The sequence below is a fragment of the Pseudomonas sp. PVC-3-1 genome (assembly GCF_057444315.1).
This window is the reverse complement of record NZ_CM172023.1, coordinates 725,312-739,315: the sequence shown is the minus strand read 5'-3', so window position 1 is coordinate 739,315 and position 14,004 is coordinate 725,312. Positions and strand designations below refer to the sequence as shown.

Sequence of the window (14,004 nt, the reverse complement as noted above, 5' to 3'; positions counted from 1 at the left end):
TGCTCATGGATGGAGCTCCGTCGCCTTGTTCGCCAAGCGCAGCACGAAGACGCGCCAGGCCACGCCCTCGCGGATGAGGATGCGCGAGCAGTGGCTGTTGAAGGACTGGTAGTTGCCGAACTGGTCGGGCAGGTCGAGCACCTGCCAGGTGCGTTCGGGCAAGGGCATGCGGTTCAGCGTCGAGGCCAGCCCGGCCGCACGGGTGATGCCGAAGGTTTGCTCGAAGGCAGCGTTGCGCCATTGCGGCTGGGCGGCTTCGTCGATCACCAGCACGGCGTCGGGCACGGCGTCGAATACGCGGCGCAGCGCCTCGATGCGTTGCTCGGCGTCGTGCTGCATGCGCAGTTCCTGGCTGACGTCGCGCAGGCTGCCCCACATGCGCAGCATGCGACCGTTGTGGATGCTGGCGCGCACGTCGTTCTCCACGTAGGCCGGCGAGCCGTCATGGCGACGGTCCACCGACAGTGCGCCATCGACGTGGAACTCCGCTTCGATCAGGCGCCGCACGAACTCTTCGTTGGCCGGGCTGCGTGGCCAATACAGGCGCACCGGCTGCTCGCTGAAGTCGACGTCGGCGGGCATCTCGTAGATGTTGGCCATGGCGCGGTTGCACATGCGCCAGTAGGAGCGGTTTTCGAACACCTGGCGGACGATCTCGTCGGGTGTCTCACGCACGTCCACCGACTCGGCGAACTCGATGCACCAGTAGGCCACCCGCGCGCTGAAGAGCATCTGGCTCATCACTTCGTTGGCGCTCTGCAGCTCGCCCAGGCGGCGGCTGACCGGGCCCAGCGGCATCTTCACCAGATGCAGGCGCGCCGGCTCACCGTCGCGCCATTGCAGCACGCCGCTGGCGAGCACCGGCAGCAGGCCGCCGTTGTGGCGGATCAGGGTCAGCTCCAGGTCCTGCACGCGCTCATCGGCCGGTGGGCTGGCGAACAACTGCAACAGCGCGTTCAGCGAGTCGGCGGTGTAGATCAGCTCGGCGCCCTGGCCGTCCAGGGATCCCGGTGCATAGCCGAGCTGGTCTGTCTGCTCGGCGGAGACCTCGATGAAGCGTCCCTGGGACGTCAGGCTGTCGGACAGCAACAGGCCCCTGTCCAGCAGCAGTTTTAGCGGGTCCATTTTTCCCTCCAAGGCAGATCTCCAAGGCAATTTCCCAACACGGCGGCGTGGCCGCCAAGCGGCCAGAGGAATGAGCAAGGCATGTTGCATGCCAGCCTGAAACGCCCAGGCACCGTGGGGTGGCGCAGAGGGGTGTGTGCAAAATCGCAGCACTGCGGGCAATCGCGCAGCGCAGATCGCAGAGTATCCGCTGCATGGCTGCAGCGGTGCGCCGGGCGATGGAAGGCGCTCGATTTCCTGCTCAGTGCTGGCCAGTTGATAGCTTTTGAGTTCGTTTGAGGTGCTGGCGCTGCTAGGATGCGCGCGCGTTTCGTTGCAGAAGCGCCCGTCCCAGAGCCCGTTCTCTACAAGAGGCCCCCATGCGCAAGCACCGTCGTTTGACCTTCCGCCACATCGGCCAGATCAACGTGACCAACCGCCTGAGCGGCGACCCCATGGGGGTGGTCCTGGACGTCTCGATGGGAGGCCTGCGGCTGGTGACGGAGGAGCCACTGGCGCCGGGTAGCTGTTACGACATGCGGCTGGAGATTCCGGTGCGCGAGGATCACACGCGCTCGGTGGACATCACTGCCATCTGCCAGTGGTCGAAGAAGGACGCCAAGAATGCGCGCTTCGAACAGGGCTTCAAGCTGGATCGGCCGAGTGCGGCGTTTACCGAGCTGGTGACGTCGATGTCGGTGAGTTTCAACCGCAGTCTGTTGGGGCGGGCGCGGTTGTCGTGATGGGGGTTGTCCTGGGTGCGGTCTGTTGCACCCTCTCCCCAGCCCTCTCCCTGAAGGGAGAGGGAGCCATTCGGCATGCTGGGGTTGTTTCGGAGTCAGCCGGCGTGCGTTGAATCTTCAGCCCAGCCGGGACAGTCCCCTCTTCCTTCAGGGAGAGGGTTAGGGAGAGGGCAGCCCCAACTCCCGAATCTCTCGAAAACGCCTTACCCCAGCGTCCCCAGAATCTGCACCCCCACCCGCTCCGGAATCTCGTTCTGCGACAGCACGTGCAACCCCGGGCTGAACACCCGCGCATAACGTGCCAGCAGCGGCCGCAGCTGCGGCATCACGGTGAGGATCGGCGGGTGGCCTTCCTTGCGCAGCTTTTCCTTCACCACCGGCATGCTGTGCTGCAACTGGTTGAGCAGGCTGGGCTCCACCGGGATGTTGTCCAGGCTCACCGGGCCGGCCTGCTGGGCGATGCTCAGGGCGCCGAGCAGGGTGTTTTCCAAAGCATTCTCCAGCACGAACACGCTCAGCTCCGGGCGGTCGCCGGCAATCGACGACACGATGCTGCGGCGCAGCGCATAGCGCACGTCGGAGGCCAGCAGCACCGGGTCCTTGGTGGTCTCGCTGCCTTCGAGCAGGGCACTGGCGATGGTGACGATATCCTTGAGCGCGACCTCTTCCTGGAGCAACTGGCGGAACACCCGATGCTGCTGTGAATAGGTGAGCTGCGCCTTCAGCGATTCGGCCAGCTTGGGCGCCTGCAGGGTCAGGCGTTGCATCAGGTGCTCGACGTCGTCGTGCTTGAAGATGTCCGGCAGGTGCTCGCGCACCACCTTGTTCAGGTGCGTGGCGACCACGCTGGCGCAGTCGATCACCTGGTAGCCCAGGTTCAGCGCGCGGGACTTGTCCGCCGGCAGAATCCACACCACCTGCATGCGGTACGCCGGGTCGACGCCGAGGATGCCGTCGATCTCGCCATAGAGCTCCGGCGAGGGAATCGCCATCAGCCGGTCGGCGTGGATTTCCGCGCCGTCGATGCGCTCGCCGTTGATGTGGATGGCGTACTGCGAGGCTTTCAGGCGCAGGCTGTCGCGGATCTGCACTTCCGGCAGGAGGAAACCGAGGTTCTCCGAGAGCGTCTGGCGTACCCCGCGAATCCTCTGCGGCAGCGGCGCGCCGCTGGCTTCGTTGACCAGGCTGACCAGCTTGTAGCCCAGCGAGATCGACAGGCGCTCCACCAGTGGGATGTCTTCCCAGCCCAACTGCTGGGCGCGCTCCTGGTCCATGGCGTGCGTCAGCGCCTGGGTCTGCTCCAGGGTCTGCGCTTCGATCGGCGGGCCGGCCAGCGACAGGCGCCAGGCGATGAAGGCCACCAGCGCGGCGAAGGCGAAGAACGCCATGTGCGGCATGCCCGGCACCAGGCCGAGCACGACCAGGATGCCGGCGACGGTATAGAGCAGCGACGGCGAGGCCAGCATCTGCTTGCGCACCAGGCTGGTGATTTCCGCCGATTCGTTGACCCGTGTGACGATGATCGCCGCCGCAGTGGACAGCAGCAGCGCCGGAATCTGCGCCACCAGGCCGTCGCCGATGGTCAGCAGGGCGTAGCGCTGGAAGGCCGCACCGGCGGGCAGGTCATAGACGAACACGCCGATGGCCAGGCCGCCGAACAGGTTGATCAGCAGGATCAGGATACCGGCGATGGCGTCGCCGCGGACGAACTTCGAGGCGCCGTCCATCGCGCCGTAGAAGTCGGCTTCCTTGGCCACTTCCGAGCGCCGGCGCTTGGCTTCGTTCTGGTCGATCAGGCCGGCGTTGAGGTCGGCGTCGATGGCCATCTGCTTGCCGGGCAGGGCGTCCAGGGTAAAGCGCGCAGTCACCTCGGAGATGCGCTCGCCACCCTTGGTGATGACCATGAAGTTGATGATCATCAGGATCACGAAGACGATCAGGCCGACGATGAAGTTGCCGCCGATCACCACGTGGCCGAAGGCTTCGATCACCTTGCCCGCTGCGCCGGTGCCGGTGTGGCCGTCGAGCAGCACCACGCGGGTGGAGGCGACGTTCAGGGTCAGGCGCAGCAGCGTGGTGACCAGGATCACCGTGGGCAGCAGCGAGAAGTCCAGCGGACTCTTCGATGACACGCTGACCAGCAGCACCAGGATCGCCACGACGATGTTGAAGGTGAACAGGGCGTCCAGCACCAGTGGCGGCAGCGGCAGGATGATCATCGAGAGGATCGACAGGATGATCAGCGGGATGCCGATGCGGCCGCTCTGGAAGGTCGGCAATAGTGACTGCAGTAGGCGCATGGTCAGACTCTGTTCAGCAGTTCTTCGGGAATGGGGACGTTGCGTATCAGCTCCGGGCGTTCACGGCGCCCGGAGCGCCAGGCCTTGAGCTGGAGGATGTAGGTGAGGACGTGGGCCACGGCCTTGTACAGCTGCGCAGGAATCTGCTGGTTCACCTGGGTGGTGGCGTAGATGGCGCGGGCCAGCGGCGGCAGTTCGAGCACTTCCAGATCGTGAGCCTTGGCCATCTTGCGGATGTACAGCGCGGTCTCGTCCAGGCCCTTGGCGACCACGTAGGGCGCCTGGGCCTTCTTCGGGTCGTAGCGCAGCGCCACGGCGAAGTGCACCGGGTTGACGATCACCACATCGGCGGTCTTGATCGTCTTGCTGATCTGCCGGTGCACCAGCTGGCGCTGTAACTGGCGGATGCGCGCCTTCACTTCCGGGCGGCCTTCCTGGTTCTTGTGTTCTTCCTTGCGCTCCTGCTTGGTCATGCGCAGCTTCTTCTTGAAGAAGAAGTACTGGATCGGGATGTCGATGACCGAGAACAGGATGAACACCACCAGCAGAGAAAGCGTGATGTCGTAGAAGGTGCCGAAGGCCGTGGCGATGGCCGTGCGCACGTCGCCGCGCTGCAAGGCGAGCAGGCCGGGCAGGGCACCGTGCAACTGGTCGAGGGCGACGGCAATCAGCACGGCGATCTTCAGCAGCGACTTGGCCAGCTCGGTCCAGTTCTGCAGCGAGAAGATGCGACCCAGCCCGGTGATGGGGTTGAGCTTGGAGAACTTGGGCATGAAGTTCTTGCTGGAGAAGATCCAGCCGCCGGGGATCATCGAGAACAGCACCACCAGCAGCGGCGTGACCAGCAACGGCAGCAGTGTGGTGATGAACAGCACCAGGTGATGACCGAGCACCAGCGGCAGGTCGTTCAGGCCGATCTCGCTGTTGCGCAGATCGATGAAGGACAGCGCGAAGCCTTGCTTCAGGCCGTGGTAGAAATGCTCCACGCAGAATTTCAGGGCGATGAGCGTGGCCAGCAACGAGAGCGTGGTGGAGAGGTCCTTGGAGCGGCTGACCTGGCCATCCTCGCGGCTCTTCCTGAGCTTCTGCTGGGAGGCCTCTTCCGTCTTTTCCTGGGCGCTGTGCTGGTCAGCCATGGCGCCCCTCGCGGAAGATCACGCCGATGGCGTCGAGCAACTGGCGGGTGAGCTTCAGATAGTTCTCGGGGATGTCCGGCAGGGTCAGCCAGATGCACGCAAGGCCCGCCAGGATCGCCATGGGAAAGCCCAGGGAGAACAGGTTGAGCGCTGGCGAGATGCGGTTGAGCAGACCGAAGCAGAACTGCACCAGGGTCATGCAGAACACCACCGGCAAGGTGATCAGCACGGCGGCGGAGAACACCCAGGCGAGGCTGCCGACCACCGATTCCAGCCCCAGGTAATGCAGCCCGCTGCCCACCGGCCAGTAGACGAAGCTCTGGTAGAGGATGCTCACCACCAGCAGGTGGCCGTCGATGGAGAGGAACAGGAACACCAGCAGGATGAAGTACAGCTGGTAGAGGATCGAGGACGACGACACGCCGTTCATGGGGTCGTTGTAGACGGCCATGCTCAGGCCCAGCTGGGTGGAGATCACGTCACCCACCAGGGTGAAAACGGTGAACACCAGCATCAGCGAAAGCCCGAGCATCAGGCCGAAGGCAATCTGTTCCAGCGCTACCAGCAGGCCCTGTGCGGACAGCGGGTCGATGGCCGGTGGGCGCGGCAGCGCGGCGCCGAGGGCGACGGTCAGGGCCAGGCCGAGGAGGATGCGCAGGCGCATGGGGATTGCCTTGTGGCTGAAGATCGGCGCCAGGGCGAACACCGCCATGATCCGGCAGAAGGGCCACCACCAGGCCTGCAGCGTTTGCAGGTAGTCGAAGGCCTGCAGGAAGGATGCGCCTTGTTGCATGGCATCAGCCGACCAGGCGGCCTGCCTGGTGGAACGACTCGATGAACAGCTCGGACAGGGTGCGCAGGATCCAGTGGCCGGCGAACACCAGCATCCCCAAGGTGATCAGCAGGCGCGGCAGGAAGCTGAGCATCTGCTCGTTGATCTGCGTGGCGGCCTGGAAAATGCTCACCAGCAGGCCACCGATCAGGCTCGGCACGATCAGCACGCAGACGATCAGCGCAGTGATGTGCACGGCGTTGGAAACGATGTCGACGGCGCTTTCCGGAGTGAGCATCTGTAGTGTTCCGTCAGGACCGCTAGAACGGCTGCACGCTGCTGGTCAGCGTGCCCATCATCAGGGCCCAGCCGTCCACCAGCACGAAGATCATCAGCTTGAACGGCAGCGAGATCATCATCGGCGAGAGCATCATCATGCCCATCGCCATCAGTACGCTGGCCACCACCAGGTCGATCACCAGGAACGGGATGAAGATCATGAAGCCCAGCTGGAAGGCGGTTTTCAGCTCGCTGAGCACGAAGGACGGCAGCAGCAGGGAGAAGTCCAGGTCTTCCAGTTTTTCCGGCACCGTCTCGCCGGCCAGGCTGACCATGGTCTCCAGCGAGGTGCGGTTGGTCTGCGCCAGCATGAAGCGGCTCAGGGTCTGCTTGGCGCGGCCCATGCCGTCTTCCAGGCTGATCTGGTCGGCCTCGAAGGGTTGGTAGGCGTTGGCGTAGATGTCCTGCCAGACCGGGCGCATCACCAGCAGCGTCATGATCAGCGCGATACCCACCAGCACGTTGTTCGGCGGGCTCTGCTGCAGGCCGATGGCCTGGCGCAGGATGGCCAGCACGATGACGAAACGGGTGAAGCAGGTCATCAGCATGAGCATGGCCGGGAGGAAGCCCAGCAGGGTCATGACGATGAGAATCTGCAGCTTGACGCTGAAGGCCTGGCCGTCCGCCGTGTCGTGCAGGTTGAACAGCGTGACCTCGCCGCCGGCCGCCTGTGCGTAGAGCGGGCAGAGCGCGGCGACGAGCAGGCCAAGCGCGGCCAGCGATCTGCCTGTCAGGGAGCGGCGCAACATCATCAGGCAGTCAGGGCGTCGAGGCTGGCGCCGCACAGTTCCAGCACGCGCAGGCCGTAATTGCCGTTCATCACCACCACTTCGGCCTTGGCGAACAGCGCACCGTTGACCTTCACGTCCAGCGGTTCGCCGGCGAGCTTGTCGAGGATGATCACGCTGTTGGCATCGACGTCCATCAACTCCTTCAGCGAGATTTCCACCGAGGCGACTTCAAGGGTGACGTTCACCGGAATCTTGCCGAAGAAAGCCAGGTCCTGCTGCGGCAGCGACGCGCGCACGGGTTCGGCGGGGATGTCGGTGACGTCCTGGGTGAGGCCCAGGTCGCCGTCGTTGATCAGCGACTCGAACTCGGAGTCGGAGAGAGAACCGGTCATGGGTTTTTCACGCTTTCCAGGGAGGAGAGGAAGAGGGTGCCGTCGTCTTCGAAGATGGCGCCGCGGAACAGCTTCTGCTGGTTGACCCGCACTTCGACGCGCTCCAGCGGGCGGATGGTCAGCACATCGCCCGGCTCAAGGGCCAAAACCTGCGACAGCGGCAGGCGCGCGGCGGCGACCACGCAATCCAGGCGCAGCGGCAGGTGCTTGATGTGTTCCACCGGGTTGCCGGTGAGGCGCGGTGGCGGCGGGCCGGCGAGGCGGCGGGTCAGTTCGTCCGCCAGCGGGTTGTCCAGGTAGAGGTAGAGCGAGGAGCGTTGGCCGGTCAGGTGGCTGACGTAGCTGAACTCGGCGACATACTCCCACTGCACCTCTTCGTAGGTGGGGTCGATCTGCTGCAGGCGGCCGACCGATTCGCCCATCAGCAGGGCGCGGCCGAACAGGTCCACCACGTCCAGGCCGAGGCGATCGAGCATGCGCTGCTCGGAGCTGCTGATCGGCGGCGTGTCGCGATTGGCGACCACGGTGCCGCCGTAATAGCACTCGATGACTTCGGTGAGCAGGGCACGGTCCATGGCGAAACCGAACTTGCCCAGGGGCGAATCGAATAAACATTCCAGTTCACGGGGAAGTTCCTCGTGAATGGTCAGGTTGTCCAGTTCGAGATTGATTCGATAATGCCGCAGGAAATAGTCGCTGATGATTCGCGGATATTTTCCGGAGATCTCTTTGATGTACTGCGGGATCTTGTGATAATGCCGGCCGAGTTTCTGCGGTTTCAGTCGAATCAGACTATCGGCGGGCACGCCATGGTGGACTTTTGATTTACCAGTCATGCTCAGCGTCGTACTTCCAGGTTCGATCTGCCATCTGCCCAAGGACACGGGAGGTGTCATGACCGCCGGGATCGGCTGATCGTTGCTCGCGGCATGCTCTGTCTGTCAGAGGGCCCGTGTCTTCTGCGTCACAGGCTGCTGACGTGGCGCAATGATAGCGATCTGAGGTCGTCCGATTAAATCAATAGATATCAAATGCTGTTTTTGACGGAACTTTTTGTCTATTGATTTAAATTAATCGGCGGGAAGCTATGGCGTAGTGCTGGCACTTGTTAGTGTGGGTGAGTTAGTTACAGGTTGCAGCGATTCGCATATGACGAAGTTGTTGCAATGCCACCCGTGAGATACCCGTTCTGTTAAGAAGTTCCGCAGTCGCCGATATAGGTTTCGGCTGATGCTGGCGTTGAGCGACGACAAGGGTTTTCGAACGCACTAGCGAATGGAAAGTTGCGGTGAACAGTTTAAGCCAGTCGATCGATCAATTATGTGAAACGCTGCTCGAAGAGCGGCCTGCGCAGAAAAAAGTTGCGATCATCGGGCCGTCCTCGGACGCCGCTCACGCTCTCCTTTTGCAGACGCTGCTGGCTGAAGGCTGTCGCGTCGAGCGCTTCTCCGGCTTCGCCGAACTGGCCCGTGCACGTAGCGACGCTTCCCTGCTATTCATCCTTGCTGGTGCCTTCCCCGCCCCTGACCTTTATGCACAGGTCGGCGCGCTGCTCAGCGATGGTCGCGAGCGCGATGTAGTGCCCATCGTCGGCTATGAAGAGCAGGACAAGGCCGCCACCCTGCTCGACCTGGGCTGCGTCGACTACCTGTTGTCGCCCTTCGGCGCTGGCCAGCTGGCCGCGTTGCTGCGTCGCCAGGAAGCTTCCAGCGCCGCCCAGGAACTGTTCGTTTCGCGCTCCCAGGCTGGCCGCCGCCTGCTGGCCATGGCGCAACGCGTCGCGCAGACCCGCGCGCCGATCCTCATCAGCGGCGAAACCGGCACCGGCAAGGAGCTGCTGGCCCGTTATATCCACGGCATCGCCAGCCCGGACGCGCCTTTTATTGCGGTGAACTGCGCGGCGATCCCCGAGGCGATGCTCGAATCCATCCTCTTCGGCCACGAACGCGGCGCCTTCACCGGCGCGGTGAATGCCCAGCCGGGCAAGTTCGAACTGGCCAACGGCGGCACCCTGCTGCTGGACGAGATCGGCGAGCTGCCGCTGGCCCTGCAGGCCAAGCTGCTGCGCGTGCTGCAGGAGCAGCGCGTGGAGCGCCTGGGCGGGCGCCGCGAGATCGAACTGGACGTACGCATCATCGCCGCCACCAACCGTGACCTGCAGGCCGAGGTCAGCGAGGGCCGCTTCCGCGCCGACCTGATGTTCCGCCTCGACGTGCTGCCGCTGCACATCTCGCCCCTGCGCGAGCGCAAGGAAGATGTACTGCCGCTGGCGCGCCGTTTCATCCGCCAGTACGCCCCGCAGGACGCCGAACAAGACCTGCTCACCGAGTCCGCCAGCCGCGCGCTGCTGCAGCACGACTGGCCGGGCAACGTGCGCGAGCTGGAGAACACCCTGCAGCGCGCGCTGGTGCTGCGCAACGGCCTGTTCATCCAGCCCCGCGACCTCGGCCTGGCCGCGCCGGATGCGCCCATGGCCACCGTTGCCGCGGTGATCCCGCTGGCGGCTGAAGGCGGCCGCGCCGCGCTGCGCGCCAGCGGCAAGCTCGCCGAATACCAGCACGTGATCGACACCATCCGCCGATTCGGCGGGCACAAGACCAAGGCCGCCGAGAGCCTGGGCATGACCACCCGCGCGCTGCGCTACCGACTCAACGCGATGCGCGAGCAGGGCGTGCAGGTGCAGTTCTGATTTCGTTTCCCAGGGGAGCCCTTCCATGAGTTCGATCATGCAGGTACAGCAGGACATGCTGGACCGGATGAACCGTTACGCCGATCTGGCCAGCGGGCCGGCTGTGCGGCCTGCTGCGCAGCTCGCCACGCAGCTCGACGAGAGTGCGCCGGCGCAGGGTATCGGCGCCAGCTTCGAGCAGGCGCTGCGCTCGGTGGACGCCGAACAGCACCAGTCCAGCGCCGCCATGGCCGCGGTGGACAGCGGCCAGAGCGACGACCTGGTCGGCGCCATGATCCAGAGCCAGAAGGCCAGCGTGTCGTTCTCCGCGCTGCTGCAGGTGCGCAACAAGCTCACCGGCGCCTTCGACGAAATCATCCGCATGCCGCTGTAAGGACTGACAGTGCTGCAGAAATTCAAAGGGCGCCTGCCGCTCGACAAACTCAAGCTCGACCCGCGCCTGGGGCTGCTCGGCATTGCCCTGGGTGCCGCGCTGCTGGCTGCTGCCGTGGTCTTCTACCTGTGGCGCGACCAGGGTGCCTACCGCCCGCTGTACGGCGCAGGCGAGGCTTACCCGGCTGCCGACGTGATGCAGGTGCTGGACGCCGAAGCCTTCGACTATCGCCTGCACCCGCAGAGCGGCCAGGTGCTGGTACGCGAGGAAGACCTGGCGCGCGCACGCATGTTGCTGGCAGCCAAGGGCGTGAAAGTGTCCATGCCGGCCGGCTACGAACTGTTCGACAAGGATGAGCCGCTGGGCACCAGCCACTTCCTCCAGGACGTTCGCTTGAAGCGCAGCCTGGAAGGCGAGCTGGCGCGCACCATCATGGGTCTGAAGGGCATCGAGCAGGCGCGCGTGCACGTCGCCCGGGAAGACAGCAACTCCTTCGTGGTCGGCCGGCGTGACCCGGCCAAGGCCTCGGTGCTGCTGCAACTGGCGCCCGGCCAGCGGTTGAGTCCCGAGCAGGTCGGCGCCATCGTCAACCTGGTGGCCGGCAGCGTGCCGCAGTTGAAGCCTGAAGACGTCAGCGTGGTGGACCAGAACGGTGTGCTGCTATCGCGCGGCATCACCGGTGCCGGCGGCCCCTCGCAGAACTGGCAGGCGGTGGACGAGTACCAGCGCAAGGCCGTGGGCAATGTCGAGGAAGTGCTGGCGCCGGTGCTCGGCCTGGGCAACTACCGCATCAGCGTGTCCGCCGATATCGACTTCAGCCAGAAGGAAGAAACCCAGCAGGCCTACGGTGAGGCGCCGCGTCTGCGCAGCGAGGTGCTGCGCAACGAGAGCACGCTGGACCAGCTCGCCCTCGGCGTGCCCGGCTCGCTGAGCAACCGTCCGCCGGAGCCGCCGCCGCAAGCGCAGCAGGGGCAGGCGCAGAACGCCAACGTTCAGGCCGGCAACGGCAAGGTCGCCAGCACCGACAACAAGGCTGCCACCTCTACCCGCGAGGAAGCCACCCGGCAGAACGATTTCGACCAGCGCGTCACCCACATCAAGTACCCGGCCTTCGCCCTGCGCCAGCAGAGCGTGGCGGTGGTGATCAACGCCAGCACGGCGCCCGAAGGCGGCTGGACCGACAAGGCCCGCGCTGACCTGGAAGCCATGGTGAAAAGCGCTGTCGGCTTCAACGCCCAGCGCGGCGACCTGATCACCGTCAGCGTGTTCCCGTTCGCCGCCACGCCGGTGGAAGAGTCTTCCGCCAGCTGGTGGGAGAGTAGCGCCCTGCAATCCCTGGTGCGCTACACCGTGCTCGGCCTGATCGCCCTGCTGTTCCTGCTGTTCGGCGTGCGCCCGGCTGTGCGCAGCCTGACCCAGCGGGCGCAGCCGACGGCTACCGCTGCGTTGCCCGAGGGTAGCGCCGAGTATCCGCTCGCCCTGGACGCCGAGCGGCGCCTGGCGCTGGGCAGTGAAAGCGTCGGCGGGCTCAACGTGCTCGGCGAGCTGAATCCGCTCTCGGAAATCCGCCTGCCGGCGCCGGGTTCGGGGCTGGAACACCAGATCGAGCATCTGCAGATGCTGGCGAAGAACGACCCGGAACGGGTCTCGGAAGTGATCAAGCACTGGATTGGCCGCAATGACCGACACGAGCCTGCCTGAAGAACCGAAAAAGCGCGGCCCGCAGATGCGCGCCGTGAGCTCCCTGGAACAGGCGGCGATCCTCATGCTGAGCATGGGTGACGAAGCCTCCGCGGGCATCCTGCGCAACTTCAGCCGCGAGGAGATCGTCAGCATCAGCCAGGCGATGGCGCGGCTGTCCAACGTCAAGCAGAACACCGTCTCCGACGTGATCGGGCGCTTCTTCGACGACTACAAACTGCAGTCCAGCATCAAGGGCGCCTCGCGCTCCTACCTCGCCGGCATGCTCGGCAAGGCGCTGGGCAGCGACATCACGCGCAACCTGCTGGACAGCATCTACGGCGAGGAAATCCGCGCCAAGATGGCGCGCATGGAGTGGATCGATCCCAAGCAGTTCGCCGCGCTGATCGCCAAGGAACACGCGCAGATGCAGGCGGTGTTCCTCGCCTTCCTGCCACCGGGCATGGCCACTGATGTGCTCGAAGCCATGCCGCCCGAGCGCCAGGATGAGTTGCTGTTCCGCATCGCCAACCTGAGCGAGGTGAACAGCGATGTCATCGCCGAGCTGGAGCAACTGATCGACCGCAGCCTGCGCGTGCTCTCCACCCAGGGTTCGCAGGTACGCGGGGTCAAGCAGGCGGCGGACATCATGAACCGCTTCAAGGGCGACCGTAACCAGATGTTCGAGCTGTTGCGCGCCCACAACGACGACCTGGTCGGCAGGATCGAAGACGAGATGTACGACTTCTTCATCCTTTCCCGGCAGAACCAGGAAGTGCTGCAGACTCTGCTGGAAGTCATCCCGCTGGACGAGTGGGTGGTCGCGCTGAAGGGCGCCGAACCCGAGCTGGTACGCGCCATCCAGGGCGCCATGCCGAAGCGCCAGATGCAGCAGATGGAGTCGATCAACCGCCGCCAGGGCCCGGTGCCGCTGAGCCGCGTGGAGCAGGTGCGCAAGGAGATCATGGGCGTGGTCCGCGACCTGGCCGCCGAAGGCGACCTGCAGGTGCAACTGTTCCGCGAGCAGACGGTGGAGTAACCGCGCATGGCGATCAAAGTCATCAAGGCCGACACCCGCGCCTGGCGCCCGTACCGCTTCCCGCCGCGCTGCGCCACCGCCAGCGCCGACAACCATGGCTGGGACAGTGACCCGGCCGCGCGTCAGCGCGCCATCTCCGAAGGCTTCCAGGAAGGGCTGGAGAAAGGCTACCAGGACGGCGTCGGTGAAGGCCGTGAAGCCGGCCTGCGCGAAGGCTTCGAGGCTGGTCGCCAGGACGGCCTGCGCAAGGGGCGCGAGGAAGGCCGCGCGCTTGGACGGCAGGTATTCGACGAAGCCAGCGCACCGCTGCAGGCCGCCGTCGAGGCCTTTGGCGAATACCACCAGGCCTTCCAGCGCAGCCGCCAGAAGGAGCTGCTGGAGCTGGTGCAGAAGGTGGCGAAGCAGGTCATCCGTGTCGAGCTGACACTCAACCCGACGCAACTGCTGACCCTCGCCGAGGAAGCCCTCGCCGCCATGCCGGGTGAGCAAGGCGATGTGCAGATCCTGCTCAACCCGGAAGAATGCGCGCGCATCCGCGAGCTGAACCCCGAGCGCGCCGCCAAGTGGCGACTGGTGCCGGACGAGCGCCTGGCGCTGGGCGAGTGCCGCGTCGTCACTGCCCAGGCCGAAGCCGACATCGGCTGTCAGCAGCGTCTGGACAGCTGCATGGAAGCCCTGAGCGCGCACCTGCAGGACGAAGACTGAC

14 protein-coding genes are annotated in these 14,004 nt (G+C 65.0%); 6 read left to right on the top strand and 8 right to left on the bottom strand.

Going from position 1 to position 14,004, the window contains the following annotated elements; translation table 11 throughout:
• Positions 1–3: 3 nt before the first annotated feature.
• Complete coding sequence (locus AC2T4A_RS03590; RefSeq protein WP_486742740.1) at positions 4–1,125, bottom strand: PAS domain-containing protein; 1,122 nt, start codon at positions 1,123–1,125, stop codon at positions 4–6.
• Positions 1,126–1,484: 359 nt separating this feature from the next.
• On the opposite strand from AC2T4A_RS03590, the gene AC2T4A_RS03585 reads away from it, so the two are divergent.
• Positions 1,485–1,847 (top strand): PilZ domain-containing protein, encoded by a 363-nt coding sequence (locus tag AC2T4A_RS03585; protein ID WP_017521274.1) that lies wholly within the window; start codon positions 1,485–1,487, stop codon positions 1,845–1,847.
• A 203-nt stretch (positions 1,848–2,050) separates the two neighbouring features.
• Here the strand turns inward: AC2T4A_RS03585 and AC2T4A_RS03580 are convergent, their stop codons facing one another.
• The 7 genes from AC2T4A_RS03580 to AC2T4A_RS03550 are packed head-to-tail and all read right to left on the bottom strand — an operon-like array spanning position 2,051 to position 8,353.
• Positions 2,051–4,147, bottom strand: coding sequence for a flagellar biosynthesis protein FlhA (locus AC2T4A_RS03580; protein WP_416743825.1), 2,097 nt, complete (start codon positions 4,145–4,147; stop codon positions 2,051–2,053).
• Positions 4,148–4,149: 2 nt separating this feature from the next.
• Complete coding sequence (gene flhB / locus AC2T4A_RS03575; protein WP_486742739.1) at positions 4,150–5,283, bottom strand: flagellar biosynthesis protein FlhB; 1,134 nt, start codon at positions 5,281–5,283, stop codon at positions 4,150–4,152.
• Positions 5,276–6,076, bottom strand: coding sequence for a flagellar biosynthetic protein FliR (gene fliR / locus AC2T4A_RS03570; RefSeq protein WP_416743821.1), 801 nt, complete (start codon positions 6,074–6,076; stop codon positions 5,276–5,278). The genes flhB and fliR overlap by 8 nt, the downstream gene beginning before the upstream one ends.
• Before the next feature lie 4 nt (positions 6,077–6,080).
• Positions 6,081–6,353 carry a flagellar biosynthetic protein FliQ gene (locus tag AC2T4A_RS03565; protein WP_045213351.1) on the bottom strand — a complete coding sequence of 91 codons (273 nt, stop codon included), beginning with the start codon at positions 6,351–6,353 and terminating at the stop codon, positions 6,081–6,083.
• 22 nt (positions 6,354–6,375) lie between these two features.
• On the bottom strand, positions 6,376–7,143 hold the full coding sequence (fliP, locus tag AC2T4A_RS03560; protein ID WP_416744378.1) for a flagellar type III secretion system pore protein FliP: 768 nt from the start codon (positions 7,141–7,143) through the stop codon (positions 6,376–6,378).
• Positions 7,144–7,145: 2 nt separating this feature from the next.
• Positions 7,146–7,517, bottom strand: a complete 372-nt coding sequence (locus tag AC2T4A_RS03555; RefSeq protein WP_416743818.1) for a FliM/FliN family flagellar motor switch protein — start codon at positions 7,515–7,517, stop codon at positions 7,146–7,148.
• Entirely contained in the window at positions 7,514–8,353 is an 840-nt protein-coding gene (locus AC2T4A_RS03550; protein ID WP_416743816.1) for a FliM/FliN family flagellar motor switch protein, read from the bottom strand. Before AC2T4A_RS03550 ends, AC2T4A_RS03555 begins: the two co-directional genes overlap by 4 nt.
• Positions 8,354–8,826: 473 nt before the next feature.
• Here AC2T4A_RS03550 and AC2T4A_RS03545 point away from each other — a divergent pair, with 473 nt between their 5' ends.
• Genes AC2T4A_RS03545 through fliH form a run of 5 tightly spaced genes read left to right on the top strand, consistent with a single transcriptional unit; the run spans position 8,827 to position 14,003 of the window.
• Entirely contained in the window at positions 8,827–10,206 is a 1,380-nt protein-coding gene (locus AC2T4A_RS03545) for a sigma-54 dependent transcriptional regulator (RefSeq protein ID WP_416744376.1), read from the top strand.
• Between the two features lie 25 nt (positions 10,207–10,231).
• Positions 10,232–10,579, top strand: a complete 348-nt coding sequence (gene fliE, locus AC2T4A_RS03540) for a flagellar hook-basal body complex protein FliE (RefSeq protein WP_486742738.1) — start codon at positions 10,232–10,234, stop codon at positions 10,577–10,579.
• A 9-nt stretch (positions 10,580–10,588) separates the two neighbouring features.
• Entirely contained in the window at positions 10,589–12,280 is a 1,692-nt protein-coding gene (gene fliF, locus AC2T4A_RS03535; RefSeq protein WP_486742736.1) for a flagellar basal-body MS-ring/collar protein FliF, read from the top strand.
• Positions 12,258–13,298, top strand: coding sequence for a FliG C-terminal domain-containing protein (locus tag AC2T4A_RS03530; RefSeq protein WP_416743811.1), 1,041 nt, complete (start codon positions 12,258–12,260; stop codon positions 13,296–13,298). The genes fliF and AC2T4A_RS03530 overlap by 23 nt, the downstream gene beginning before the upstream one ends.
• A 6-nt stretch (positions 13,299–13,304) precedes the next feature.
• Positions 13,305–14,003 carry a flagellar assembly protein FliH gene (gene fliH / locus AC2T4A_RS03525; protein WP_416743809.1) on the top strand — a complete coding sequence of 233 codons (699 nt, stop codon included), beginning with the start codon at positions 13,305–13,307 and terminating at the stop codon, positions 14,001–14,003.
• Position 14,004: the final 1 nt, after the last annotated feature.

Excerpts from the sequence above, each read along its gene's own strand:
- AC2T4A_RS03590 (WP_486742740.1), bottom strand. The coding sequence starts at position 1,125 with ATGGACCCGCTAAAACTGCTGCTGGACAGGGGCCTGTTGCTGTCCGAC.
- AC2T4A_RS03585 (WP_017521274.1), top strand. The coding sequence starts at position 1,485 with ATGCGCAAGCACCGTCGTTTGACCTTCCGCCACATCGGCCAGATCAAC.
- AC2T4A_RS03580 (WP_416743825.1), bottom strand. The coding sequence starts at position 4,147 with ATGCGCCTACTGCAGTCACTATTGCCGACCTTCCAGAGCGGCCGCATC.
- flhB (WP_486742739.1), bottom strand. The coding sequence starts at position 5,283 with ATGGCTGACCAGCACAGCGCCCAGGAAAAGACGGAAGAGGCCTCCCAG.
- fliR (WP_416743821.1), bottom strand. The coding sequence starts at position 6,076 with ATGCAACAAGGCGCATCCTTCCTGCAGGCCTTCGACTACCTGCAAACG.
- AC2T4A_RS03565 (WP_045213351.1), bottom strand. The coding sequence starts at position 6,353 with ATGCTCACTCCGGAAAGCGCCGTCGACATCGTTTCCAACGCCGTGCAC.
- fliP (WP_416744378.1), bottom strand. The coding sequence starts at position 7,143 with ATGTTGCGCCGCTCCCTGACAGGCAGATCGCTGGCCGCGCTTGGCCTG.
- AC2T4A_RS03555 (WP_416743818.1), bottom strand. The coding sequence starts at position 7,517 with ATGACCGGTTCTCTCTCCGACTCCGAGTTCGAGTCGCTGATCAACGAC.
- AC2T4A_RS03550 (WP_416743816.1), bottom strand. The coding sequence starts at position 8,353 with ATGACTGGTAAATCAAAAGTCCACCATGGCGTGCCCGCCGATAGTCTG.
- fliE (WP_486742738.1), top strand. The coding sequence starts at position 10,232 with ATGAGTTCGATCATGCAGGTACAGCAGGACATGCTGGACCGGATGAAC.
- AC2T4A_RS03530 (WP_416743811.1), top strand. The coding sequence starts at position 12,258 with ATGACCGACACGAGCCTGCCTGAAGAACCGAAAAAGCGCGGCCCGCAG.
- fliH (WP_416743809.1), top strand. The coding sequence starts at position 13,305 with ATGGCGATCAAAGTCATCAAGGCCGACACCCGCGCCTGGCGCCCGTAC.